At 42.3% G+C, this 26485-nt stretch carries 20 protein-coding genes; 16 read left to right on the top strand and 4 right to left on the bottom strand.

Translation table 11 applies throughout. From position 1 onward, the window contains the following. Positions 1-627: 627 nt before the first annotated feature. Positions 628-2307, top strand: a complete 1680-nt coding sequence (gene sgrR, locus ACHB7C_RS07160; RefSeq protein WP_210789835.1) for an HTH-type transcriptional regulator SgrR — start codon at positions 628-630, stop codon at positions 2305-2307. Positions 2308-2388: 81 nt separating this feature from the next. On the opposite strand, the gene leuD is transcribed toward sgrR, so the two are convergent. Genes leuD through leuA form a run of 4 tightly spaced genes read right to left on the bottom strand, consistent with a single transcriptional unit; the run spans position 2389 to position 7076 of the window. Then, a complete protein-coding gene (leuD, locus tag ACHB7C_RS07155) occupies positions 2389-2991 on the bottom strand; it encodes a 3-isopropylmalate dehydratase small subunit (RefSeq protein WP_349488492.1) in 603 nt (200 codons plus the stop codon). A gap of 11 nt (positions 2992-3002) precedes the next feature. After that, a complete protein-coding gene (gene leuC / locus ACHB7C_RS07150) occupies positions 3003-4406 on the bottom strand; it encodes a 3-isopropylmalate dehydratase large subunit (RefSeq protein ID WP_395346877.1) in 1404 nt (467 codons plus the stop codon). 1 nt (position 4407) lies between these two features. After that, on the bottom strand, positions 4408-5496 hold the full coding sequence (gene leuB / locus ACHB7C_RS07145; RefSeq protein WP_048607947.1) for a 3-isopropylmalate dehydrogenase: 1089 nt from the start codon (positions 5494-5496) through the stop codon (positions 4408-4410). Positions 5497-5498: 2 nt separating this feature from the next. Next, positions 5499-7076, bottom strand: a complete 1578-nt coding sequence (leuA, locus tag ACHB7C_RS07140; RefSeq protein ID WP_042845133.1) for a 2-isopropylmalate synthase — start codon at positions 7074-7076, stop codon at positions 5499-5501. A gap of 901 nt (positions 7077-7977) precedes the next feature. On the opposite strand from leuA, the gene leuO reads away from it, so the two are divergent. The 15 genes from leuO to murG all read left to right on the top strand — a co-directional run bounded on the left by leuO (position 7978) and on the right by murG (position 26475). Further along, the gene (gene leuO / locus ACHB7C_RS07135) at positions 7978-8946 is read left to right on the top strand and encodes a transcriptional regulator LeuO (protein ID WP_042845131.1); all 969 of its coding nucleotides are present in this window, start codon (positions 7978-7980) and stop codon (positions 8944-8946) included. Positions 8947-9288: 342 nt separating this feature from the next. Next, a complete protein-coding gene (locus ACHB7C_RS07130; protein ID WP_080750874.1) occupies positions 9289-11121 on the top strand; it encodes a long-chain fatty acid--CoA ligase in 1833 nt (610 codons plus the stop codon). 341 nt (positions 11122-11462) lie between these two features. Further along, positions 11463-13190 (top strand): acetolactate synthase 3 large subunit, encoded by a 1728-nt coding sequence (ilvI, locus tag ACHB7C_RS07125; protein WP_042845418.1) that lies wholly within the window; start codon positions 11463-11465, stop codon positions 13188-13190. Between the two features lie 2 nt (positions 13191-13192). Next, complete coding sequence (gene ilvN / locus ACHB7C_RS07120) at positions 13193-13684, top strand: acetolactate synthase small subunit (protein WP_042845128.1); 492 nt, start codon at positions 13193-13195, stop codon at positions 13682-13684. Between the two features lie 84 nt (positions 13685-13768). Next, on the top strand, positions 13769-14779 hold the full coding sequence (gene cra, locus ACHB7C_RS07115) for a catabolite repressor/activator (protein WP_042845417.1): 1011 nt from the start codon (positions 13769-13771) through the stop codon (positions 14777-14779). A gap of 697 nt (positions 14780-15476) precedes the next feature. Further along, positions 15477-15935, top strand: coding sequence for a division/cell wall cluster transcriptional repressor MraZ (gene mraZ / locus ACHB7C_RS07110; protein WP_042845126.1), 459 nt, complete (start codon positions 15477-15479; stop codon positions 15933-15935). Positions 15936-15937: 2 nt separating this feature from the next. Then, entirely contained in the window at positions 15938-16891 is a 954-nt protein-coding gene (gene rsmH, locus ACHB7C_RS07105) for a 16S rRNA (cytosine(1402)-N(4))-methyltransferase RsmH (RefSeq protein ID WP_129466226.1), read from the top strand. Further along, the gene (ftsL, locus tag ACHB7C_RS07100; RefSeq protein WP_048607944.1) at positions 16891-17211 is read left to right on the top strand and encodes a cell division protein FtsL; all 321 of its coding nucleotides are present in this window, start codon (positions 16891-16893) and stop codon (positions 17209-17211) included. The genes rsmH and ftsL overlap by 1 nt, the downstream gene beginning before the upstream one ends. A gap of 11 nt (positions 17212-17222) precedes the next feature. Then, entirely contained in the window at positions 17223-18989 is a 1767-nt protein-coding gene (ftsI, locus tag ACHB7C_RS07095) for a peptidoglycan glycosyltransferase FtsI (RefSeq protein ID WP_042845122.1), read from the top strand. Then, positions 18976-20463 (top strand): UDP-N-acetylmuramoyl-L-alanyl-D-glutamate--2,6-diaminopimelate ligase, encoded by a 1488-nt coding sequence (murE, locus tag ACHB7C_RS07090; protein ID WP_048607943.1) that lies wholly within the window; start codon positions 18976-18978, stop codon positions 20461-20463. The genes ftsI and murE overlap by 14 nt, the downstream gene beginning before the upstream one ends. Further along, positions 20460-21824 carry a UDP-N-acetylmuramoyl-tripeptide--D-alanyl-D-alanine ligase gene (murF, locus tag ACHB7C_RS07085; RefSeq protein WP_129466224.1) on the top strand — a complete coding sequence of 455 codons (1365 nt, stop codon included), beginning with the start codon at positions 20460-20462 and terminating at the stop codon, positions 21822-21824. Before murE ends, murF begins: the two co-directional genes overlap by 4 nt. Then, positions 21818-22900: a phospho-N-acetylmuramoyl-pentapeptide-transferase gene (gene mraY / locus ACHB7C_RS07080; protein WP_395346870.1), complete on the top strand. Its 1083-nt coding sequence runs from the start codon at positions 21818-21820 to the stop codon at positions 22898-22900. Before murF ends, mraY begins: the two co-directional genes overlap by 7 nt. A 1-nt stretch (position 22901) precedes the next feature. Continuing rightward, complete coding sequence (gene murD / locus ACHB7C_RS07075; protein ID WP_042845118.1) at positions 22902-24212, top strand: UDP-N-acetylmuramoyl-L-alanine--D-glutamate ligase; 1311 nt, start codon at positions 22902-22904, stop codon at positions 24210-24212. After that, on the top strand, positions 24212-25405 hold the full coding sequence (gene ftsW / locus ACHB7C_RS07070; RefSeq protein WP_042845117.1) for a cell division protein FtsW: 1194 nt from the start codon (positions 24212-24214) through the stop codon (positions 25403-25405). Before murD ends, ftsW begins: the two co-directional genes overlap by 1 nt. Further along, positions 25402-26475 (top strand): undecaprenyldiphospho-muramoylpentapeptide beta-N-acetylglucosaminyltransferase, encoded by a 1074-nt coding sequence (gene murG, locus ACHB7C_RS07065; RefSeq protein WP_395346867.1) that lies wholly within the window; start codon positions 25402-25404, stop codon positions 26473-26475. Before ftsW ends, murG begins: the two co-directional genes overlap by 4 nt. Positions 26476-26485 lie beyond the last annotated feature (10 nt).

Here is a 26485-nt window from a genome sequence, read left to right as displayed (position 1 = left end):
GTGGATAAATACCTCGTTGTTTGATCTTTGTTCAGTTAGACTCCTAAGCGATTTAGTTAAAAAATTAACCAGTGGATAAAGTGGTGTTTTTGATTTTATTTGATTGATTTACCAATGTTTATTAGTTTCTGTTTTTTTTTGATAAAAAAAGGCGCTGGGGATATACCCTGATTACCATAGGGTTGTTAACATAGATATCCACAGAAAAAGTGAATAACATCCATATTATTGGCTTTGGCTGTTTATAACTATGAATGATTTACTTTTCAAAGACTACTTGCCAGTGAGTTTCTTACGGTATAATTATTTAAGTGAAGTGTAGAATTGTGATTATATCGATAATAAATAATACGCAAATAGCTAACCTCTAAATAGTTTGCGCCATAGCGAGACGACGAGGGAAGGTAGCTTGGGGGCGAACACAAGTATCTGATTGGAAGAGAGAGTGAAGCCTGAAAAAACAGGGCAAAAAAAAGCCGGCGAACCGGCTTGGTGATAAAACACCATTACTCTAAATGGGGGAGTTGGTCAGCAATATGCAAACCAAACGAGCTACTTACTGCTAACTATTATCGCTTGGTTTTAGAAAATTAAAATTGATGCATTTTTTGCCGGAGTTCCTCTTTTATGTCTAATTCACGCTTACAAAACCAATTCATCCGCCTTTGGCAACACTTTCAGGGGCAAGATAGTGAAACTACTCTGCAAAATATTGCAGATACCTTGTTTTGCTCTAGACGTCACGTTCGTACACTACTTAATAATATGCAATCTAATGGTTGGCTTAGTTGGCGAGCAGAATCAGGCCGAGGTAAACGCTCTACGTTAATCTTCCATGTAAATGGCTTAGAGTTACAGCAGGCGCAGGCTGAGCAATTACTAAAAGAGGAAAGTATAGAAAAGCTGGTGGCTCTTGTCGGTGATAAAGAAACTATTCGTCAAATGGTACTATCTGAATTAGAGCGCAGTTATCGGCAAGGTAAAAACTTACTACGCATTATCTATTATCGTGATTTTCCGGCGCTTTTACCTGGTGCGCCAATGCGTCGCTCAGAAATTCACTTAATGAGCCAGATTTTTAATGGGTTAACCCATATAAATGAGGAAAAAGGGGAAGTCGAAGATGGTTTAGCACATCACTGGCAGAGCATTAGTGATACTCGATGGCGCTTTTATCTACGCCCCGCAATTTACTTTCACCATGGAAGAGTAATGGTGGTAGATGATATCATTTCGTCACTATTACGCTTAAAAAGCTGCTGGCCGCTTTTTTCTCATATTCAATCTGTGTCGTCTCCTCAGCCTTATGTCATTGATATCACCCTCAGCAAGCCCGATAAGCAGTTGCCTTGGTTATTAGGTAGCCATCATGCCGCTATTCTACCTAAAGAATGGGAAAGTATAGAAAATTTTAGTCGTTGCCCTATCGGTACAGGCCCTTACCAAGTTGAAAAAAACTTGCCACAAAAACTGACTATTTCGGCTTTTGACCGCTATTTTGGTTATCGAGCGCTACTTGATGAAGTGACTATATGGGTGGTTCCTGAGCTATCAGAGCAAATGGTGTGTACCACATTAAAAATGGATGGCGATACACATCACAATGATTCATTGGAAAGTCGCATGGAGGAGGGGTGCTATTTCTTGCTGATGGATCAGCGTTCAGAAATTGCTCAACGTGAAGATGTCCGCAAGTGGCTATGCAGCTTTTTAACGCCAGTAAACTTACTTGCTCATTGCGAGCCGTTTTACCAGCGTCACTGGGCGCCTGCTTATGGTTTGTTATTACATTGGCACCATAGCAAAATGCTGACTTTATTTCCTAAACCTGCTGACCTAACTGAACTGACAGTCACCTTTTATCATCATCACCATGAGTTTTATGCGATAAGCCAAATTATGAAAAGGGTGCTACAAACACAAGGTGTTGAGCTTAACATCAATATTATTGATTATGATGATTGGTTTAATGGGGAGGCGCCAAGCGATATTTGGTTAGCCACGGCAAACTTTTTTAAGCCACTGGAGTTTTCAATTTTTGCTACCCTATATGAAATGCCGCTATTACGCCAATGTCTTGGAAATACACTGGAAAATGAACTTTGTTTATGGAGAACTCACCAATTAGACGTTGAATCTTGGTGTGAAAGTTTAATTGACTCACAAATTTTCCATCCTATTTTTCATCATTGGCTTGAATTACAAGGTCAACGCACAATGCGTGGCGTTCGCATGAATACCTTTGGCTGGTTTGATTTTAAATCTGCTTGGTTTAAGCCTTCTGAAGATGTTCCTCGTCTTGAATGATGAGGCTTTACGGCGTTAGCGAGGGGATGTTCCACTTTATATCGTGAAACTACGCCTACTGAAGTAGGCGTAGAAACGGGTTTATTGCATAAAAGAGGGGATACTCTGCTCGTAATCTTTAATTTGGTCGACGTGTTGCAGCGTCAGCCCAATACTGTCCAACCCATTCATCATGCAATGACGGCGGAAACTATCAATCTCAAAATGATACGTTTTATCGCCTGCTGTGACTGTTTGTGCTTCTAAATCAACAGTGAACTGGCAACCTTCATGGCTGTTCACATAGTTAAACATTTCATCCACTTCTTGTTCGCTTAATTTGATTGGCAACAATTGGTTATTGAACGAGTTGCCATAAAAAATATCGGCGAAACTTGGGGCGATAACGACTTGAATGCCAAAGTCAGTCAGTGCCCATGGAGCATGTTCACGAGAAGAGCCGCAACCGAAATTTTCACGCGCCAGTAAAATACTTGCGCCTTTAAACACGGGTTTGTTCAAGACAAAATCAGGGTTGGGTTGCTGGCCATTTTCATCTAAAAAACGCCAGTCATTAAACAGATGTTGACCAAAACCAGTACGAGTAACTTTCTGCAAAAATTGCTTAGGAATAATGGCATCAGTATCAACGTTTGCGGCATCTAAAGGAGCAACAATGCCTACGTGGGTAATTAATTTTTCCATTGCTTTTCCCCTTAAATTTGAATGTCGCGAACGTCAGCAAAATGGCCATTAATCGCTGCGGTAGCAGCCATCGCTGGGCTAACTAAATGTGTACGACCAGCACGACCTTGGCGACCTTCAAAGTTACGGTTACTGGTTGATGCACAGCGTTCACCTGGATTTAAACGGTCATTATTCATGGCTAAACACATTGAACAGCCCGGTAAGCGCCATTCAAAACCGGCATCAATAAAAATTTTATCTAAACCTTCTTGTTCAGCTTGTGCCTTAACAGGACCAGAACCCGGAACCACAATCGCTTGAACACCGTCTGCGACTTTTTTACCTTTAGCAATTGCAGCCGCTGCCCGTAAATCTTCAATCCGTGAGTTGGTACATGAGCCAATAAACACTTTATCAATTTTTACATCTGATAATTTAATGCCTGATTGTAACCCCATATAAGCCAACGCTTTTTCTGCAGATGCGCGTTCAACTGGGTCTGCAAATGACTCAGGTGCAGGGATAGGCTGATTGATAGCAATAACTTGCCCTGGGTTGGTTCCCCAAGTAACTTGTGGTGCGATGCTACTCGCTTGAATAGTGACGACCTTATCAAATTTAGCATCATCATCTGTTTTCAACGTTTTCCAATATTCGACTGCGTCATCCCATTGTTGGCCTTTAGGTGCAAACTGGCGCCCTTTTATATAATTGAAGGTGGTTTCATCTGGTGCGATGATCCCAGCTTTAGCACCTAATTCGATAGCCATGTTGCACACCGTCATACGGCCTTCCATGCTTAAATTTTCGATGGCTTCACCACAAAATTCAACAATATAGCCTGTACCACCTGCGCTACCCGTCGTCCCAATGATAGCTAATACGATGTCTTTTGCTGTAATCCCTGCTGGGGCTTTACCGACAACTTCGATTTTCATGGTTTTGGCACGCGCTTGTTTCAGCGTTTGCGTTGCCATAACGTGTTCAACTTCAGAAGTTCCAATCCCAAAAGCTAACGCACCAAATGCTCCATGTGTTGCCGTATGGGAGTCACCGCAGACAATTGTCATTCCAGGCAGGGTGATCCCTTGCTCAGGGCCCATCACATGGACAATACCTTGATATGGGTGATTTAAATCATATAAAGTCACACCAAACTCTTGGCAGTTTTTCATTAATTCTTGCATTTGGATGCGAGCCATATCGCCACAAGCATTGATATCTTTTGTTTGTGTCGAAACGTTATGATCCATAGTAGCAAAGGTCTTACTCGGCTGATGTAACGGGCGGTTTTTAGTTCTTAACCCATCAAAAGCTTGAGGAGAAGTCACTTCATGTACCAGATGGCGGTCGATATAAATTAACGGGGTTTCATTTTCGACTTCCCGAATAACGTGCGCGTCATATAATTTTTGATATAAAGTCTTAGCCATGTTACACCCCTTCTGCAATATAACGAGCAATGGTATCGCCCATTTCACTGGTACTGATTGATTTACCTGTACCAGCTAAATCTGATGTTCTATAGCCTTCTTCTAAGGCTTTATTGACTGCACGCTCAATAGCATCTGCAGCGTCAGCTTGGTCTAAGCTAAATCTTAACAGCATAGAGGCTGATAGGATCTGAGCAATTGGGTTTGCGATATTTTTCCCTGCAATATCGGGGGCAGAGCCGCCAGCAGGTTCATACAAACCAAACCCAGATTCATTCAAACTTGCAGAAGGTAACATACCCATAGAACCAGTGATCATGGCGCATTCATCAGAAATAATGTCGCCAAATAAGTTAGAACATAACACCACATCAAATTGTGAAGGTGCTTTAATCATTTGCATTGCCGCGTTATCGATATACATATGGCTGATTTCAATATCTGGGTATTCTTTTGCAATTTGATTAACGACTTCACGCCATAACACTGAACTTTGTAACACGTTAGCTTTATCAATAGAGGTCACTTTTTTATTTCGCTTACGAGCTGATTCAAATGCAATACGTGCGATACGCTCAATCTCATAGCGGTGATACACCTCGGTATCAAATGCATATTCTTCGCTGCCTTCACCTTTACGGCCCTTTGGTTGACCGAAGTAAATACCACCTGTTAATTCACGGACACAAAGGATATCGAAACCTTGGGCTGCGATATCAGCACGTAAAGGGCAGAATGCTTCCAGTGCCTGATATAAACGGGCAGGGCGTAAGTTGCTGAATAATTTAAAATGTTTACGTAAAGGTAATAACGCACCGCGTTCAGGTTGGCTATCGGGTGGTAAATGCTCCCATTTTGGTCCACCGACAGAGCCAAATAACACCGCATCTGCTTCTTCGCAGCCTTGTACTGTTGCTTGTGGTAAAGGTTCTCCGTGTTTATCGATAGCCGCACCACCAACGTCATACTCTTTAGTATTAATAGTGATAGCAAAGCGTTTGCTAATGGCATCTAAAACTTTGTGTGCTTGCGCCATAACTTCAGGACCGATGCCATCACCCGGTAATACGGCAATTTTATAACTAGACATTGTTAAACAGCTTCCTTTGTGTTTGATTGTGATTCTTGGTTTATTTTTTGTTTTTCTATTTCGACTTGTTCTGAACGCCAAATGCTATTCAACACATGCACCATGGCTTTCGCTGAAGATTCGACGATATCTGTCGCTAACCCCATGCCGTGGAACTTACGGTTATGGCATTCAACCACGATATCCACTTGGCCTAATGCATTTTCACCGTGGCCTTTAGCTGATAACTGGTAAGATACTAATTTCATAGGGAATTTCGTGATGTTGCTGATGGCTTGGTAGATGGCATCAACGGGGCCATTGCCGGTTGCCGCTTCAGACTTCACTTCATCGCCACACTGCATTTTGACTGTTGCTGTTGCGACAATGCTAGAGCCTGATTGTGTACTGAAATAGTCCATCACGAAGTGGTCAGTTTCATCTTGTTGTTTCGTAAAGAAAGCTAAGGCTTCTAAGTCATAGTCAAAGACTTGACCTTTCTTATCGGCTAAATTCAAAAATGCAGTATATAATTCATCCAATTTGAAGTCTTTACCTTCGTGATACCCCATTTCTTCCATACGGTGTTTAACGGCAGCACGGCCTGAACGCGAGGTTAAATTCAATTGTTGTTCTTTTAAGCCGATAGACTCTGGCGTCATAATTTCGTAGGTTTCACGGTTTTTCAAGACACCGTCTTGGTGAATTCCTGATGAGTGAGCAAATGCGTTGCTACCTACAACCGCTTTATTGGCTGGGATTGGCGTATTACATAATTGGCTAACTAATTGGCTGGTACGGTAAATTTCTTTGTGATTAATATTGGTATGCACATTTAACATTTGTTCGCGCAATTTAATTGCCATAATCACTTCTTCTAATGCTGTGTTGCCAGCACGCTCGCCTAAGCCATTGATAGTCCCTTCAACTTGGCGGGCACCGGCTTGCACAGCACTGATTGAGTTAGCAACGGACATCCCTAAATCATCATGGCAATGAACAGAAATTACGGCTTTGTCGATATTGGGCACACGGTTATACAAATCAGTGATAATGCCGCCAAACTGGTAAGGCGTTGTGTAACCGACAGTATCTGGGATATTGATTGTCGTTGCACCTGCATTAATAGCCGTTTCTACAATGCGACATAAATTGTCAGGGTCAGTACGGCCCGCATCTTCACAGGAGAATTCAACGTCATCGGTATAGCGTCTAGCGCGCTTGATGGAATTGATTGCCATATCCATTACGCCATCAAAGGATTTATTTAATTTTTTCTCCATATGCAAATTGGAGGTGGCTAAGAAAATATGGATACGAAAGGCTTCGGCAACCTTTAATGACTCGGCTGCAACATCAATGTCATTTTCAATACAACGTGCTAATGCACAGATTCGGCTATTTTTAATTTCACGAGCGATGGTTTGGACTGACTCGAAATCACCTGGAGAGGAGACAGGGAAACCCGCTTCAATAACATCAACACCTAAACGCTCTAAGGCGAAGGCAATTTGTAATTTTTCTTTGACTGACAAACTTGCCTGCAATGCCTGCTCACCGTCCCGTAAGGTGGTGTCGAAAATAATAACTTGGTTGCTCATATTGTGTTCCTCATCTCGAATTTTATTTTATTAAACCAATCGTTATGTTCTTTTAAAGCCGCAGGCATAAAAAAACCCGCGGGTTGCGCGGGTTCTTAATGTTTGTGGACAGTGTCTTGCTATTTTCCGTCCATAAGCATACCGCGCAAGTTTAATGCGAGTAGTAGTAGGCTTAGTAGGCGGATAGAAAACATCATTTTAAACTGTCTCTCTTGTGTTGCTTAATTAACTGTATTTATTGATACGTGATCTCATGGTTAATGTCAATCTTAGATTTTTCACATATTTTTACCAATCATGAATTACCTCTAAAAACTAGGGGTTGTGACTAAATTTTATAATTTATATGACGTTTTTACCTATATTTACTGGCTGAAATAAGGGTAAAATTCTTTTGGTGAAATGGTTGTGCGGATTGATTCATGTAATCTATTGTTTTTTAACTATTTCTTTGTTTTTGTATGTGGGTGATGGATTAAAAGAGGGAAATGAATCATGTTCACTGATGGTTTTCAATTAAATTAATTATCTAATAAATATATAATTAAAAAATAATCTGATAATGCGAATATTTCTTGAATTCACACACGATTTATTATGATTTCTTTCACAAATTGTTTTATTATTTTTACTGAGAGTGATTGTTCGCTTAATAAGTAACCATCATTCATTACTTTAGTGAATATTTACGTTTTAATAATGATATTTATACTGTGAATCTAATTAATGGGTAAAATAATATAAACGTCGTTTTAATAAATGCAGGGAAAGCGAAATGACTTATTATCTATAAGTTGTTTTAAACATAATATTTAATGAATTTATATATTCGTCGGTTTTTTCTCGATGAATGAGCCTTTTCATTAATGAAAAATGATAAATATATTTAGTGGAGTAAAAAATGACTGATTTTGATACGATTTTAACAGCCAAAAAAGACAATGGTGATATTCATTTGCGTAATGTTGATTTAAACTTATTAACGGTTTTTGATGTTGTCATGCAGATGCAAAACGTGACAAAAGCGGCTCAAGTTTTAGGGATGTCTCAACCCGCTGTAAGTAATGCGGTTTCTCGTTTAAAATCCATGTTTAATGATGAGCTGTTTGTTCGGTATGGTCGGGGTATTCAACCAACATCTCGTGCTAAACAGTTGTTTGGCCCCGTTAGGCAAGCGTTGCAGTTAGTACATAATGAATTACCTGGCGCAGGGTTTGACCCACAAGATAGCGAACGAATGTTTAATTTGTCTATTTGTTCTCCATTAGATATTCGCTTAGCTGCAATTATTGTCGCGAAATTTAAAATAGTATCACCTAATATTAATATTTTTATTCATTCATTTATGGATAACAACATTGCTCATCAATTAAAATATCAAGAAATAGATTTTTTCCTTGGCTATAGTCAATTCGAAAAACCCGAATATCAACAACAAATTTTATTTGATGATGAATTAGTATTAGTTGCATCAAACCATCACCCTCGTATTGGAAATACTATTTCTGCTATTGAAATAAACAATGAGCGTCATGCTATTGTTGCTATGGATAATATTGGCTCATTCAGTAAGCCTTATTATTATAATACTGAATTATCTGACAACGTGAGTTATCAAGGAACTGATTTAAACAGCGTGCTTAATATTGTTGCTCAAACTGATTTAGTGGCATTTGCACCAAAATGGTTGGTTGAACATTACTCAGGTCAATTCAAATTACGTTCACTAACATTACCGTGGGAAAATAACACACGCCCTTGTTATTTAACGTGGCACGAGTCAACGGCAAGGGATAAAGGCCACCAATGGATGAAGTCTCAATTCAACCAAATGATTGCAGGGCTAACTGAGCAGGCGGCAGCGGCATAATTATTTTGGGCGTTAACTAAAGCTAGAGGAACAGACGTAATGGTTTTCAGTCAGTTGTCAGGGTGAGGCCAATGCAGCTAAAGGGTATTAACAAGCACGATTAATCTCCCTTCTAAAAACTACCTATAAAACAGAATAGGCACTACAACAGCATAACTAACTCATTATAGTGAGAACTATGATGAGTTTTGTAGTGCATATAACATTTGCAAAAAATTTACATATAAATGCTTTCCACGCTTCCCTTTAGTCGATACACTTCGAATATTCAGCTAACAGTTGTAAGCTGAAATTGTAAGATAGCTAAGTGCTTGTGAGCAAACCGAGCAACTTATATTGATAATGGCCGATAGGAAATTAACTTTGATTACTGAAAATCTATATCCATACCACTTGGTTAATCGCTTACGTAGCAGAATTAATGCACAAGAGTCAGCGAACCGGATAGCTTTCAGTCAATGGGATTGCGGGCAACAAAGCTCGTTAACATGGAGTGAGGTTGGTGAACGCACTTCTGCGATTTCTCGCCGCCTTTTGGCGTTACAAGTTGCAACGCAAGGTAATATTGGTCTCTTTGCTCATAACAGTATGGACTGGTCGCTTGTTGACTTTGCGGCTTTGCAAATTAGGGCGGTCACCGTTCCACTTTATGCAACCAGTAGCGTTGAGCAAGCAGCCTATATTGTTAATGATGCAAATATCAACATTCTTTTTGTTGGGGAAGACGTTCAATATCAGGTCGCTTGCCAGCTACCAGCACTTTGTCCACAGTTAAAAATGATTGTCGTGATGAATGAGAGCGTGGAGCTGATCGGTAGCTCCGTAGAAACGATGCATTTGTCGGCATTTATGTCTCAAGCTAAGCCTGAATTTCAAACTGAGTTAGATGCCCGTATTGCGGCGCATAATCTTAGTGATTTATTTACGATAATCTATACATCAGGGACCACTGGTGAGCCGAAGGGGGTCATGTTGGACTACTACAACATGGCGGCGCAATTGTACCTTCATGACCAACGGCTAAAATTAACAGCGGATGATATTTCTTTGAGCTTCTTGCCGCTTTCCCATGTGTTTGAGCGTGCTTGGAGCTTTTATGTGATGCACGTGGGGGCTTTAAATGTTTATCTAACCGATACCAACAATGTACGTGAAGCTCTCGCCGATGTTAAACCAACCGTCATGTGTGCGGTACCGCGTTTCTATGAAAAAGTGTATAGCGCGGTACAAAGTAAAGCGGCTAAACAACCGTGGTTACGCAGGGGGTTATTTAACTGGGCAATTTCGCTAGGTAAAAGCCGCGTCAATGCCATAGCAAAAGGTCGCCAGCCTTCATTGTTTAACCGGGGTCTTTTCCCTCTCGCAGATAAACTAGTATTGAGTAAAATTCGTGCTGGTTTAGGTGGGCGAATTCGCTTTATGCCAGCAGCAGGTGCTCGTCTAGATGATGACGTGATTGCCTTTTTTCTTTCAGCAGGTGTCGATATCAAATATGGATACGGCATGTCAGAAACCTGTGCCACGGTATCTTGCTGGGAAGAAGGTAAATACCCGTTAGGGTCTATTGGCACACCATTATCAGCAGTCTCTGTACGTATTGGTAAAGATGACGAAATTCAAGTCAAAGGCCCTGTCGTCATGAAAGGCTACTATAATCGGCCAATAGAGACCTTAGACACTTTTACATCTGATGGTTGGTTAAAAACTGGGGATGCAGGGAAAATCGATGCCCACGGTAACCTCTATATTACAGATAGACTGAAAGATTTAATGAAAACGTCTAACGGTAAGTATATTGCTCCACAAATGATTGAAGGCGTTTTAGGGCAAGACAAATTTATTGAACATATAGCCGTTATTGCTGATGCACGTAAATTTGTTTCTGCGCTGATCGTACCTTGCTATGACAGTTTGGAAGAGTACGCTAATTCAATTAATTTGAAATATCGTGACCGTTTAGAGCTCTTAAAAGACTCAAAAATTGTGGCGTTGTTTGAGTCCCGCTTAAAAGACTTACAAAAGAATGTAGAACATTTTCATCAAGTTAAACGTTTTACCTTATTACCGACTACTTTTACGATGGAACAAGGGGAATTAACCCCCACATTGAAGTTGCGCCGTAAAATTATTTCTGAGCGCTACCAATTAGAAATTGAAACTATGTATAAAGAATAATAGATATAGAAACTAAAGCCATTCAAGCTAACTTACTTGGGTGGCTTTTTTGTTTATGAACCTTGTGATTTTTGCAACTGACAATGCGAAGGGAAATTCCACTGTTTTTTTAGCTAAACTAGTCATTCAACCTCCTATTTTTTTCATATATAGTCAATCTACCTACCAACGACTGATGTTCAAGATTATCTGAAAGTTTAATGTACTTGGTGCTGAAAATGATGTTTGCTTCGTTTCAGCCGGAGCGATATGTTAATAGCACTAATTCACCTATTTTAATGATAAAAATAAAGGGGTAATTGATACCTCTTAACTTGCAAATAATGTCTGGGGGCAAACTCATGGAGATGTTGTCGGGAGCTGAAATGGTCGTCAAATCATTGATTGACCAAGGAGTAAAGCACGTGTTTGGTTATCCAGGCGGTGCAGTATTAGATATTTATGACGCACTTCACACTGTTGGTGGGGTAGAACATATTTTAGTGCGTCATGAACAGGCTGCGGTGCATATGGCAGATGGTTACGCTCGTTCAACAGGGGATGTCGGCGTGGTGCTTGTGACATCGGGTCCTGGTGCAACGAATGCAATCACAGGGATAGCGACAGCATATATGGACTCTGTTCCGATGGTCGTGTTATCAGGGCAGGTTGCTAGTTCGCTAATTGGCAATGATGCTTTCCAAGAATGCGATATGGTTGGGATTTCTCGTCCAATAGTTAAACACAGCTTTTTAATTAAAGATGCACAAGAGATCCCTGAAACAATCAAAAAAGCTTTTTATATTGCAGCTAGCGGTCGTCCGGGTCCGGTGGTCATTGATTTTCCAAAAGATACCGTTAATCCGGCTTTAAAATTTGCTTACCGTTATCCAGACAGTGTCTCTTTGCGTTCTTATAACCCAACGTTGCAAGGGCATAAAGGCCAAATAAAAAAAGCGCTATCTAAGCTAGTCGCAGCAAAAAAACCGGTTTTTTATATTGGTGGGGGTGCCATCAATGCAAATTGCTCCGCAGAAATTATTGAACTGGCTGAGAAACTGCAATTGCCGGTAGTATCCACACTAATGGGGTTAGGGGCTTTCCCTGAAACTCACCAGCAGTCTGTTGGTATGCTAGGTATGCATGGTACCTATGAAGCCAATAAGGTTATGCATAACTCGGATGTTATTTTTGCAGTTGGTGTGCGCTTTGATGACCGTACAACCAACAATTTAGAAAAATATTGTCCAAACGCGACGGTCATTCAAATTGATGTTGACCCAACGTCTATCTCAAAAACGGTTAATGCGGACATTCCTATTGTCGGAGATGCCAAATTAACACTAAAACAAATGCTGGGTCAGTTAGAGCAAACATCATCACAACAAGACAGCCAAGCGCTCAAAGATTGGTGGAAAGATATAGCGCAATGGCGTACTAAACAATGTTTGCGTTATGAAACTAACTCAACAAAAGTTAAGCCCCAGCAGGCGATTGAAATGATCTATCGTTTAACGAATGGGGAAGCCTATGTCACGTCTGATGTAGGGCAACATCAAATGTTTGCTGCATTATATTACCCTTTTGATAAACCACGTCATTGGATTAACTCAGGTGGCTTAGGCACGATGGGGTTTGGTTTGCCAGCTGCATTAGGGGTGAAATTAGCACACCCTAAATCAACGGTTATTTGTGTGACTGGCGATGGCAGCATCCAAATGAATATTCAAGAGCTTTCAACCGCGCTGCAATATGGTTTGCCAGTTGTCGTACTTAATTTAAATAACGGTTTCTTAGGTATGGTGAAACAATGGCAGGACATGATTTACCAAGGTCGCCATTCACAATCTTATATGGAATCATTACCTGACTTTATTAAGTTAGCAGAGGCTTATGGTCATGTGGGGATTTCAATCTCCTCACCTGATGAACTTGAAACCAAGTTGCAACAAGCCCTCGTTGAGGTGAACGAAAATCAACGGTTAGTATTTGTTGATATTAATATTGATGAAACTGAGCACGTCTATCCAATGCAAATCCGTGGTGGGGCAATGGATGAAATGTGGTTGAGCAAAACAGAGAGGACCTGATCATGCGTCGTATTTTATCCGTTTTATTAGAAAATGAATCAGGTGCTTTGTCCCGCGTCATAGGTCTGTTTTCTCAACGTGGTTATAATATTGAAAGCCTAACCGTCGCACCAACGGATGACCCAACCTTGTCACGGATGACCATCCAAACTAAAGGTGATGCAAAGGTGCTTGAGCAAATAGAAAAGCAATTGCATAAACTGGTTGATGTTTTGCGTGTCAGTGAGCTAACAGCGTCAGCACATATTGAACGCGAGGTCATGTTAGTGAAGCTACAAGCTTCCGGTTATGGGCGTGATGAAGTGAAACGTTGTGCTGATATTTTCCGTGGGCAAATCGTAGATGTGACTCCAACGCTTTATACCGTTCAGCTAGCGGGAACAAGCGAAAAACTCGATGCTTTTATCGAATCTGTACGCGGTGTTGCTGAAATTGTTGAAGTTGTGCGCTCAGGGATCGTCGGTGTTTCACGTGGTGATAAAATTATGCGATGAAAAATTTATCTTCCAAAGGTAGAATACTCGCGTTTAAGGCTCCGAATGACTCGGAGCTATTCCCAAAATTGTAAAGAGGTTAACGTGAAACTGGATGAGATAGCCCGTCTAGCGGGTGTTTCCCGCACAACGGCTAGTTATGTGATCAACGGCAAGGCCAAGCAGTATCGAGTCAGCGATAAAACTGTAGAAAAAGTGATGGCAGTCGTCAGAGAGCACAATTACCATCCAAATGCAGTCGCGGCGGGTTTACGTGCAGGTCGTACCCGTTCTATAGGGTTAGTGATCCCTGATCTGGAAAATACCAGCTATACCCGTATAGCGAACTACCTTGAAAGGCAGGCACGTCAGCGTGGTTACCAATTACTCATTGCGTGCTCAGAAGACCAACCAGACAACGAAATCCGCTGCGTTGAACACCTTCTGCAACGGCAAGTTGATGCCATTATTGTTTCAACGGCATTACCCCCAGAGCACCCGTTTTACCAGCGCTGGGCAAACCGTTCTTTACCTATTATTGCACTCGATAGAGCCCTTGAAAAAGAGCACTTTATTAGCGTAGTAGGGGATGACCAAGAAGATGCTTTCATGATTTCAGCAGAATTGCGTAAGTTTAAAGCTGAATCGGTATTGTATTTAGGGGCATTACCTGAGTTATCTGTCAGCTATTTGCGTGAGCAAGGTTTTCGTAAAGCATGGAACGAAGACCCTCGCCAAGTTGATTATTTATATGCAAATAGCTATGAACGGGATTCAGCAGCGGAAGTTTTTGCCCACTGGCTTGATAGTGGTAATGAAATGCCTGATGCGTTGTTCACGACGTCATTCTCCTTGCTACAAGGGGTACTTGATATTGCGCTTAAACGCAGCGGTCGTTTACCGGAACACATGGTCATTGCCACCTTTGGTGATAACGAACTGTTAGATTTTCTGGGGTGCCCTGTGCTTTCCCTAGCTCAGCGTCATAGAGACATAGCAGAACGTATCTTAGAGTTGGTATTAGCCAGCCTAGATGAAAAACAAAAACCGGAACCGGGTGTCACCCGTATTCGTCGTGATTTATGTCGTCGTGGAAGTTTAGGTCGTAAGCAATAATTACTCGCTTTAACTTTAGCCGAACAGTTAATTATTTATGCGATAATGAGTGATGTTAATCACAAAAATGAGTAAGATAACGGCCCCTACACAGTAGGGGCTTTTTTTTATATGCAAAAATAGGTAAATATTTAACTTTAGGAATTATCTTAAAATATTTATTAACCATTTAACAGTGAAAGCTAAATTAGCGGATTAGAGTGAGAATTCGAGTCTGACTGTTTTATAAAAAATTAGTTTGTAAATCTTCTATTAATTAATACTGTTTATTAAAACAGTTATTTATTGGGTTGAAATATAATGGTTTTATTTTTTTACAGGGGTGTTTTTGCTGTGATTATATATTAGTGGTTGTTTTAAGACCAAGTAAACCCAAAAAATTGGTGAGAGATGCACGGATTAAAAATAAAACATAGGTCAGACTTATAACAAATTGTTTGATTTTTAGTCAAATTATCATAATTTAGTTTATTTAGACTGTGTTCTATAAAATATGTCAATTATATCAATCTGTTATTTCTTATTTTCTTTCCCAGTAAGATTTTACCCGCCATTATTTTTTCTGAATTGTTCTGTAAATAAAGCTAAAGCTCAATCTGACTGGCTTGACAAGGTTTTCATACCATTCGTAAACTTTATATGTGGTGAATTGTGGGGTAAAGTGGGTGGCTTGGAAATAAAAGGGGTTTAATCGGGTATGTTTCGTGGGGCAACACTGGTTAATCTCGACAGCAAAGGGCGTTTAACCGTGCCTACTCGTTATCGAGGAATGCTGAACGAGGAATCAAAAGGGCAAATGGTTTGTACCATTGACCTTCACCAGCCATGCCTGCTGCTTTATACCTTACCCGAATGGGAGATCATCGAAGAAAAACTTTCTCGGTTATCGACCATGAACATTGCAGAACGGCGCGTACAAAGGCTTTTGCTTGGCCATGCAAGTGAATGCCAAATGGACAATGCGGGGCGTCTTTTGTTAGCTAGTACATTGCGTCAACACGCAGGGCTAACCAAAGAGGTCATGTTGGTTGGCCAGATTAATAAATTTGAACTTTGGGATGAACAAACTTGGTATCAGCAAGTGGATGACGATATTGCCGCTGAACGCCTTACCAATGAACCACTTTCAGCCCGCTTACAGGATTTGTCACTATAACAATGACGCAACAGCAATTTAAGCACGTAACAGTATTATTGGATGAAGCCGTTAATGGCTTAAATATTCAGCCTAATGGGGTATACATCGACGGCACATTTGGTCGCGGTGGGCACTCCCGTCTGGTTTTAAGCCAACTGGGTGAACATGGTCGATTGATAGCCATTGACCGTGACCCAGAAGCCATAAAAGCAGCACAAAGTATTGATGACCCTCGTTTTATGATTAAACATGGGCCGTTTTCTGATATAGCAGCCTACGTAGAAGAAGAAGGTTTAGTGGGTAAAGTTGATGGGGTCTTGTTGGATTTAGGTGTTTCTTCGCCGCAATTAGATGACCCAGAAAGGGGGTTTTCCTTCATGCGTGATGGGCCATTAGACATGAGAATGGACCCAACGAAAGGCCAGTCAGCACAACAATGGCTGATGAACGCTGAGGTAGATGACATTGCTTGGGTACTTAAAACATTTGGTGAAGAGCGTTTTGCTAAGCGTATCGCAAGGGCGATCGTTGAACGTAATCACAATCCAGAAGAAGAGCCATTAACTCGTACGCGGCACCTTGCTGAATTAATTGCCAAAGTTAGTCCAATGAAAGACCGACATAAGCACCCAGCAACCCGCAGTTTTCAAGCGATTCGTATTTATATCAATAGCGAATTGGAAGAAATTGAACAGGCATTAGAGGGGGCGATGAATGTACTTGCTCCAAATGGGCGTTTATCTGTAATTAGTTTCCACTCTTTGGAAGATAGGCTAGTTAAACGATTCATTCGCAAAAATAGCAAAGGGCCTACTGTACCTGCGGGGATACCCCTCACGGAGAGTCAAATAAAGGAACTCGGTGCTGCGAAATTGCGCGACTTAGGGAAAATGAAGCCTTCAGATAGGGAAATAAACGAAAATCCACGCGCACGTAGCTCTGTGCTGCGTTTTGCAGAAAAGGCGGGGCAATAATGGTTCCTGAAAGGCACAGCCTAGCACGCGTGATTGGGCGCGATTTATTCCGTTATGGCGTTGTTCCTTTGATTTTATTAGCTGCAATTATTGTTAGTGCAATATTTGTGGTGACCACGGCACATGAGACACGTTTGTTAACTGCTGCGAAAGACAGGCTCTACGAAGAGAAAGACTCGCTAGATATTGAATGGCGCAATCTGATCCTTGAGGAAAATGCATTAGCGAGCCATAGCCGGATAGAACGTTTGTCTATTGATAAATTACAGATGGTACAAGTTGAACCATCACAAGAAAAAATTATTGTTTCTAAACAATAAAAAGGTCCCTAATGAAAGCACCGAAAACAGCGAAAAATAAGAAACAAGATGAAAGCACCAGCTTTATCCGCTGGCGTTTTATTTTGCTGTGTGGATGCATTGTCTTAGCGTTAGCTGGTTTATTGGCGCGTGTGGCTTATCTACAAATTATAGCGCCAGAAAAACTGGTAAAAGAAGGCGACATGCGCTCTTTGCGTGTGCAAGAAGTGGCAACCTCAAGAGGAATGATTAGTGACCGAGAAGGGCGCCAACTCGCCGTCAGTGTGCCTGTTAATGCAATTTGGGTTGACCCAAAAGAAGTGTTTGAAAAAGGGGGGATCAGCAATGATGAGCACTGGAAAGCACTCGCTGATGCACTTGAGATACCACTGGAACAAATTACCAACAAAATATCGGCCAATCCAAGAGGCCGTTTTGTGTATTTAGCGCGCCAAGTTAATCCATCTATCGGTGATTACGTTAAAAAATTAAAAATCCCAGGGATCTATTTACGTAAAGAATCCCGCCGCTATTACCCATCAGGCCCAGTTACCGCGCATTTGCTTGGTGTGACAAATATTGATGGTGAAGGGATTGAAGGGGTCGAAAAAAGCTTTGACCGTTGGTTAAAAGGGGCGCCGGGTGAGCGTACCGTGCGTAAAGACCGTAATGGACGAGTTATCGAAACTATCTCATCGGTTGATAGCCAAGCAGCTCATAACTTAACGTTGAGTATTGATGAGCGAATTCAGTCTATTGTATACCGTGAGTTAACTCGTGGTGTTCAACAAAATAAAGCCGAATCTGGTGTGGCAATTTTAGTGGATGTGCATACAGGGGAAATCTTAGCGATGGCTAACAGCCCATCCTACAACCCTAATAACCTTGCTGGTACACCAATGGATGCAATGCGTAATCGTGCTATTACCGATATTTTTGAACCGGGTTCGACCGTGAAACCAATGGTCGTCATGAGCGCGTTGCATAATAAAATTATTAAAGAAAACTCAGTGATAAATACTTATCCATATCGTGTTGGCGGTCATGAAATTAAAGACGTTGGGCGTTATGCAGAGTTAACAATCACTGGGATTTTACAGAAGTCGAGTAACGTTGGTGTTTCTAAACTGGCGTTAGCGATGCCTGCCACAGAGCTGGTGGATGTGTATAACCGCTTTGGGTTTGGCAAGCCGACTAATCTGGGGTTAGTCGGGGAAAGTAGTGGCATATTCCCAAGTAAAAAAACACGGTGGTCTGATCTTGAAAGGGCCACCTTTTCTTTTGGCTACGGGCAAATGGTAACTCCGTTACAGCTTGCGCGGGCCTATGCAACAATCGGTAGTTTTGGTATTTATCGCCCATTATCTATCACAAAGGTAGACCCTCCTGTTCCAGGGACTCGTGTATTTCCCGAGCCGATTATGCGAACAGTGGTTCATATGATGGAAAGCGTCGCTTTACCAGGCGGTGGTGGTGCAAGTGCTGCCATTAAAGGCTATCGCATTGCAATCAAAACAGGGACCGCGAAAAAAGTCGGTCCTGAAGGGCGTTACGTCGAAAAATATCTAGCCTACGCAGCTGGCGTTGCGCCAGCCAGTAATCCGCGTTATGCATTGGTGGTGTTAATTAACGAACCAAGTGCAGGCAAATATTATGGTGGTGCGGTATCTGCACCTATATTTGGTTCAATTATGGGCGGGGTCTTACGACTCATGAATATTGAACCTGATGCATTACAACCGAACGAACAAAACGAAATTGTGAATAGCAAAAAAGAGGTTAAAAGTGGCAGATCGTAATCTTTGTGATCTTCTCTCACCTTTTGGTGTGAGCATAGCTCCAGTCTCACTACGTGAGATGACACTAGACAGTCGAAAGGCTGCCTCGGGCGATCTGTTCATTGCTATAAAAGGTCATCAATCGGATGGTCGACACTATATTCCTCAAGCAATTGCTCAAGGAGTTTCCGCTGTTATTGCTGAGGCACAGGGAGAAGCGGCAGAAGGCGAAGTGCGTTTTATCCACGGCGTACCTGTTATTTATCTGCATGACCTTAATAATCGCTTGTCGGCACTTGCTGGTGAGTTTTACCAACATCCATCAACAAAAATGAAATTAGTTGGTGTTACTGGGACAAACGGTAAAACGACGACAACACAATTAATTGCGCAATGGGCAAAAGGCTTAGGTGAAACCAGTGCCGTAATGGGAACTGTGGGTAATGGGCTATTAGGGCAGGTTACGCCAAGTGAAAACACCACTGGCTCAGCAGTTGATATCCAGCTTGAACTTACACAATTATTAAATAAAAAAGCGAGTTTAACCGCGATGGAAGTATCTTCACATGGCTTAATTCAAGGCCGTGTGGCTGCATTACAATTTGATGCGGCAGTATTTACCAACTTAAGCCGTGATCACCTTGATTATCATGGTGATATGGAAAATTACGAAGCCGCAAAATGGTTATTATTTTCTACTCATAATACAAAATCGCAAATCATTAATGCAGATGATGATGTCGGGTTGAAATGGTTACAGCGTTTACCTCAGGCCTGTGCGGTAACGATGGAAAATCGAATACCTAATGGTTGGCAGGGCCCATGGTTAGCTGCGACAGAGGTGGAATACCATGATAAAGGCGCGACGATCCACTTTGCTTCCTCGTGGGGGAATGGGGTGTTCGAAAGCCCATTAATGGGGGCTTTTAATGTCAGTAACTTATTAGTGGCGATGGCAACTTTATTAATGATGGATTACCCATTGGGCGAACTGATGGCGACAACATCCTCATTATCGCCAGTGTGTGGTCGCATGGAAGTATTTAGTGCACCTAACAAACCGACAGTGGTGGTTGATTATGCCCATACACCTGATGCCTTAGAAAAAGCATTAGCTGCGGCTCGTTTACACTGTAAAGGGCAACTCTGGTGCGTGTTTGGCTGTGGCGGCGACCGTGATAAAGGCAAGCGCCCACTAATGGGGGCTGCGGCGGAAGAATGGGCTGATAAAATAGTCATTACAGATGATAACCCTCGTAGTGAAGACCCAATTGACATTATTAATGACATTATGGCGGGTTTGTTAGATTCAAGCCGAGCATTAGCTATCCCTGGCCGTCCAGAGGCGGTGACCAGTACAATTTTGCAAGCCTCACCAGATGATGTGATTGTGATCGCGGGTAAAGGCCATGAAGACTACCAAATTATCGGCCAGCGAAAATTGGATTATTCAGACCGCTTAACGGTCGCAAGGTTATTGGGGGTAATCGCATGATCCCACTAACACTTGCACAATTAGCACAAATTACAGCTGGGCAGATTGAATGCACAGCAGATAACCAATTACAGCTAACCGCAGTGAGTACGGATAGCCGGAAAATTCCAGAAAACGGCTTGTTTATTGCTTTAAAAGGTGAGCGTTTCGATGCCCATGATTTTGCACAGCAGGTGGTTGAGGCGGGTGCAAAAGCCTTATTGGTAGCACGTAAACTGAATGTGGATTGCCCACAAGTCGTCGTGAAAGATACTCGGATTGCTATGGGGCAACTGGCTGCGTGGGTACGTCAACAAAGCCGAGCGAAAGTTGTTGGCTTAACGGGCTCTTCTGGCAAGACGTCGGTGAAAGAAATGGTGGCGTCAATTTTGTCAGAGCGGGGCAAAACACTATATACCGCGGGTAATTTGAATAATGATATTGGTGTTCCGTTAACGTTATTTCGCTTGACTGACGAATACGATTTTGCCGTCATAGAAATGGGGGCCAATCACCCCAATGAGATTGCTTATACGACGAATATAGTGAAGCCTGAAGCGGCACTAGTGAATAATTTATTTGGGGCGCATTTAGCAGGTTTTGGTTCACCTGAAGGGGTTGCTAAGGCTAAAGGTGAAATTTATCAAGGTGTGGCAGAAGAAGGCACTGCGATTGTTAATCTTGATAGCTACAGTGATAAATGGCGGTTTCAGCCACGCCAGACGGTTTGGTATTATTCATTAGCGCCAGAAGCTAACGTGGATTTTTACCCTTCAGATATTCAAGTTAAGCAACTGACAACGGATTTTGTTTTACACACACCAGTGGGGCGTGCTGATATCACATTGCCACTTCCGGGGATGCATAATATTGCGAATGTCCTTGCTGCGAGTGCATTAGCCATTTCAGTGGGGGCTAGCCTTGAAAACATTAAAAATGGCTTGGCGAAAACTCAAGCTGTACCGGGGCGCTTATACCCTGTGAGTTTAGCTGAGCATAAAGTGGTTTTCGATGATACCTATAATGCAAATGATGGCTCAATGATTGCTGCTATTAATGTGCTAGCACAAATGCCGGGATATCGCATTCTGGTTGTCGGCGATATGGGCGAGCTAGGCGATTACGCTCACGATTGTCACCAACGTGTTGGTATCGCGGCTAAGCAAGCAGGTTTAGAAAAAGTATTAAGTGTTGGTGAACTGAGTGAGCTGATCAGCCAATTAAGTGAGTGCGGTGAACACTTCACCACCAAAACAGATTTATTGTCCCGACTAATTCCGCTAGCACAGCAGAATGATGTTGTTTCCATTTTAGTTAAAGGTTCACGCAGCTCCGCGATGGAAGATGTAGTGAATGCATTAAAGGAGTGCTTTGAATGTTAGTCTGGCTTGCCGAAATGTTGGTCCACAAGTTTTCCGTGTTGAACGTCTTTTCTTATTTGACGTTCAGAGCCATTGTCGGTTTGCTGACAGCACTCGCTATTGCTTTATGGATGGGTCCACATCTAATTACTTACTTGCAAAAAATGCAAATTAGTCAAGTCGTTCGTAGTGAAGGGCCTGAGTCACACTTTAGTAAACGTGGCACGCCAACCATGGGCGGCTTATTGATTTTATTCTCAATTACAGTTTCAACACTGTTATGGGCTCGCTTAGATAATCCGTATGTTTGGTGTGTATTACTGGTATTAGTCGGCTACGGTATTGTTGGCTTTGTTGATGATTACCGCAAAGTGGTTCGTAAAGATACGCGGGGGTTAATCGCGCGTTGGAAATATTTCTGGCAATCCGTTATCGCATTAGTCGTTGCATTTTCAATGTACGCGATTGGTAAAGACACACCAGCAACACAGTTGGTTGTTCCATTCTTTAAAGATGTTATGCCGCAACTGGGTGTGCTGTATATTTTATTGACTTACTTTGTGATTGTCGGGACTAGCAACGCGGTTAACTTAACGGATGGCCTAGATGGCTTAGCGATTATGCCGACTGTTTTCGTTGCAGCTGGGTTTGCTTTAGTGGCATGGGCGACAGGTAACGTCAACTTTGCAGGTTATTTGCATATTCCATTTTTACCTCATGCAGGTGAATTGGTGATTGTGTGTACCGCCATTGTTGGTGCTGGCTTGGGCTTCTTGTGGTTTAACACCTATCCAGCACAAGTCTTTATGGGCGATGTTGGCTCATTAGCGCTTGGTGGTGCACTCGGTACCATTGCGGTGCTACTACGCCAAGAGTTTTTATTAGTGATTATGGGTGGTGTGTTTGTGGTTGAAACACTGTCGGTGATCTTACAAGTTGGTTCGTTTAAATTACGCGGTCAACGTATTTTCCGCATGGCACCAATTCACCACCATTATGAATTGAAAGGCTGGCCAGAGCCACGAGTGATCGTGCGCTTTTGGATTATTTCGTTAATGTTAGTCCTGATCGGGCTAGCAACCTTGAAGGTGCGTTAACATGGTCGATTATCAGGGTAAGAATGTAGTTATTATAGGTCTTGGGGTAACAGGCCTATCCTGCGTTCATTTTTTCATTGAGCGTGGCGTTGTGCCGCGTGTGATGGATACCCGAACCGTACCGCCCGGTGTTGATAAACTTCCTGTAAATGTGGCGTGCCATAGCGGTAGTTTGAATAACTCATGGCTACAAGAAGCGGATTTAATTGTTGCAAGCCCTGGTATTGCTTTAGCAACACCGCAATTGCAGCAAGCTGCACAAAACGGCATCGAAATTGTGGGTGACATTGAACTCTTTTGCCGTGAAGCCGATGCTCCGATAGTGGCTATTACGGGGTCGAATGGTAAAAGTACGGTTACCTCACTTGTGGGTGAAATGGCAAAAGCCGCCGGGGTTTCAGTCGGCGTTGGTGGCAATATAGGTATTCCTGCACTTTCATTACTGAATGCAGGGCATGCTCTCTATGTTTTAGAGCTATCAAGCTTTCAACTGGAAACGACATCCAGTTTAAAAGCGGCTGCTGCAACGGTATTGAATATTAGTGAAGACCATATGGATCGCTATCCATTGGGGCTAGTGCAGTATCGCGCAGCAAAATTGAAAATTTATCATCAAGCTGAAAACTGCATTGTGAATGGGCAAGATGCGCTGACATTACCCGAAAACCTAACACAAGATGAATGCATCAGTTTTGGTTTAAATAACGGTGATTATTTCTTTGATACCCAAAAACGTGTGTTAGTGGCTAAAGGTGAGCAACTGTTGGATGTTAACGAGATGCATCTGACCGGCCAACATAATTACCTCAATGCGTTAGCCGCATTAGCCTTGGCAGATGCAGTTAATATTCCTCGTAAAGCGAGTGTACAAGTCTTGAAAGAATATGCAGGGCTGGCACACCGTTTTGAATTGGTCCTATTTAAACATGGTGTTCGTTGGATTAACGACTCTAAAGCAACTAATGTAGGTAGTACAGAAGCGGCACTGAATGGGTTACATGTTGAAGGCACTTTGTATTTATTATTAGGTGGCGATGGTAAGTCTGCTGATTTTTCATCACTCAAACCTTATATTGCTGCGGATAACTACCGTTTGTATTGTTTTGGTCGCGATGGTGAAACATTGGCGGCGCTGGCGCCGGAAAAATCAGTATTGACAGAAACCATGGAGCAAAGCTTACGCCAAATTGCACCAAATTTAAAAGCCGGTGATATGGTGTTGTTATCTCCTGCCTGTGCAAGTTTGGATCAATTTAAAAGTTTTGAGCAGCGCGGTGCTGTCTTTGCTCAATTAGCCGAGGAGTTAGGTTAATGACAATACCGGGTGCATTGCGTATCAAAAACTGGGTCATTGGTGAAAGAAATGGCGTGATTTCAGGCTCAACGCTTTACGACCGTACATTAGTATGGTTGGCATTCGGTCTTGCTGCGGTTGGTTTCATTATGGTGACATCCGCGTCGATGCCCGTAGGGCAACGTTTAACGGAAGACCCATTCTATTTTGCTAAACGTGATGTTGTGTATATCGTCATTGCATTTATTTTAGCGCTAGGTGTAATGCGTATTCCGATGGCAGTTTGGGAAAAATACAACTTTATATTACTGATGGCATCATTAGCCATGCTAGTTGTAGTACTTGTCGCAGGCAGCTCGGTTAATGGTGCATCACGCTGGATAGATATCGGGTTGGTAAAAATCCAGCCTGCGGAGCTCTCAAAATTTACATTATTTTGCTATGTATCTAGTTATTTAGTTCGTAAATCAGATGAGGTACGTACACGCTTCCTCGGTTTTATCAAACCAATGTGTATTTTGGTCGTTATGGCCTCTTTACTGTTATTACAGCCTGATTTAGGAACCGTCATTGTTTTAGTGGTCACGACACTTGGTTTATTGTTTTTAGCTGGGGCAAGGCTCGCACCATTTATTATTGGGATCGCTGCTTGTGCAGTTGGGGTATTAGCATTGATTTGGTTTGAACCATATCGTTTGCGACGTGTTACCTCTTTCTTAAACCCATGGGATGACCCGTTTGGTAGTGGTTATCAGTTAACGCAATCCTTGATGGCTTTTGGTCGTGGGGAAATGTTTGGTCAGGGGTTAGGTAATTCAGTACAAAAATTGGAATATTTGCCCGAAGCGCATACGGATTTTATTTTTTCAGTTTTAGCCGAAGAGCTGGGTTATTTAGGCGTGGTACTGGTTCTGCTAATGGTATTTATGTTGGCATTCAGGGCGATGATGATTGGTCGCCGCGCATTAATGTCAAATCAACTGTTTGGTGGTTATTTAGCGTGCTCAATTGGGATTTGGTTTACTTTCCAAGCACTTGTCAACGTCGGTGCGGCATCCGGTATGCTGCCAACGAAAGGGTTAACATTACCATTAATTAGTTATGGTGGTTCAAGTTTACTGGTTATGGCTGCTGCGATAGCAATATTATTACGAATTGATTTTGAAACACGTCTTGAAAAAGCACAGGCGTTTGTAAGGAGCGTTAAATGAGTCAGGCAAAAAAACTACTCGTCATGGCCGGTGGAACAGGGGGACATGTTTTTCCTGGTCTAGCTGTGGCGCATTATTTGCAGGCTCAGGGCTGGGAAATTCGTTGGTTAGGCACCGCTGATCGTATGGAAGCTACATTAGTACCTAAACATGGCATTGATATCGAGTTTATTCAGATATCGGGTTTAAGGGGAAAAGGGATTGCGGCATTGGTCGGTGCACCTTGGCGGATTTACAAAGCGATCCGTCAAGCTAAGGCCATTATTAAACAGTATCAACCCGATGCAGTCTTAGGGTTGGGGGGCTATGTCTCCGGTCCGGGTGGAATTGCAGCATGGCAGTGTGGGGTTCCGGTTGTTTTGCACGAACAAAATGGCATAGCTGGTTTAACGAATAAATGGTTATCTCGAATAGCTAAGCGTGTATTACAAGCTTTTCCGGGGGCATTTCCAAATGCACCTGTGGTTGGCAACCCCGTCCGTGAAGATGTTTTAGCTTTACCAGCCCCACAAATCCGTTTGGCGGGTAGAGATGGCGCAATACGTGTGTTGGTTATCGGTGGTAGCCAAGGGGCGCGAATTTTAAACCAAGTTATGCCTTTAGTGGCTGAAAAAACAAGCAAGCAGTTAAATATTTGGCATCAGGCTGGAAAAGGTAGTAAAGGTTCTACTGAAGCATTGTATAATGAACACCTGCAAGTTTCGGGTAATTCCGAGTATAAAGTTACTGAATTTATTGACGATATGGCGCAAGCTTATGCTTGGGCAGATATTGTTGTTTGCCGCTCAGGTGCATTGACAGTAAGTGAAGTTGCAGCCGCAGGTTTACCTGCCATTTTTGTTCCTTTTCAGCATAAAGACCGCCAGCAATATTGGAATGCACTGCCGCTAGAAAAAGCAGGGGCCGCTAAAATATTAGAACAGCCGCAATTTACGGCTGATGCTGTGGCGAACCTACTTGAACAGTGGGATAGGGCAACGTTACTGTCGATGGCGCAAAAAGCCCATGATTGTGCAATAACTGACGCAACGGAACGCGTTGCTGCTGTTATTTGCGAAGTGGCTAAATAATTTTAGCCAT

Source organism: Providencia sp. 2024EL-00732, from assembly GCF_044006275.1.
Lineage (GTDB): Bacteria > Pseudomonadota > Gammaproteobacteria > Enterobacterales > Enterobacteriaceae > Providencia > Providencia huashanensis.
The sequence above is the reverse complement of the archived record's forward strand: the minus strand, read 5'-3'. Positions and strand labels throughout refer to the sequence as shown.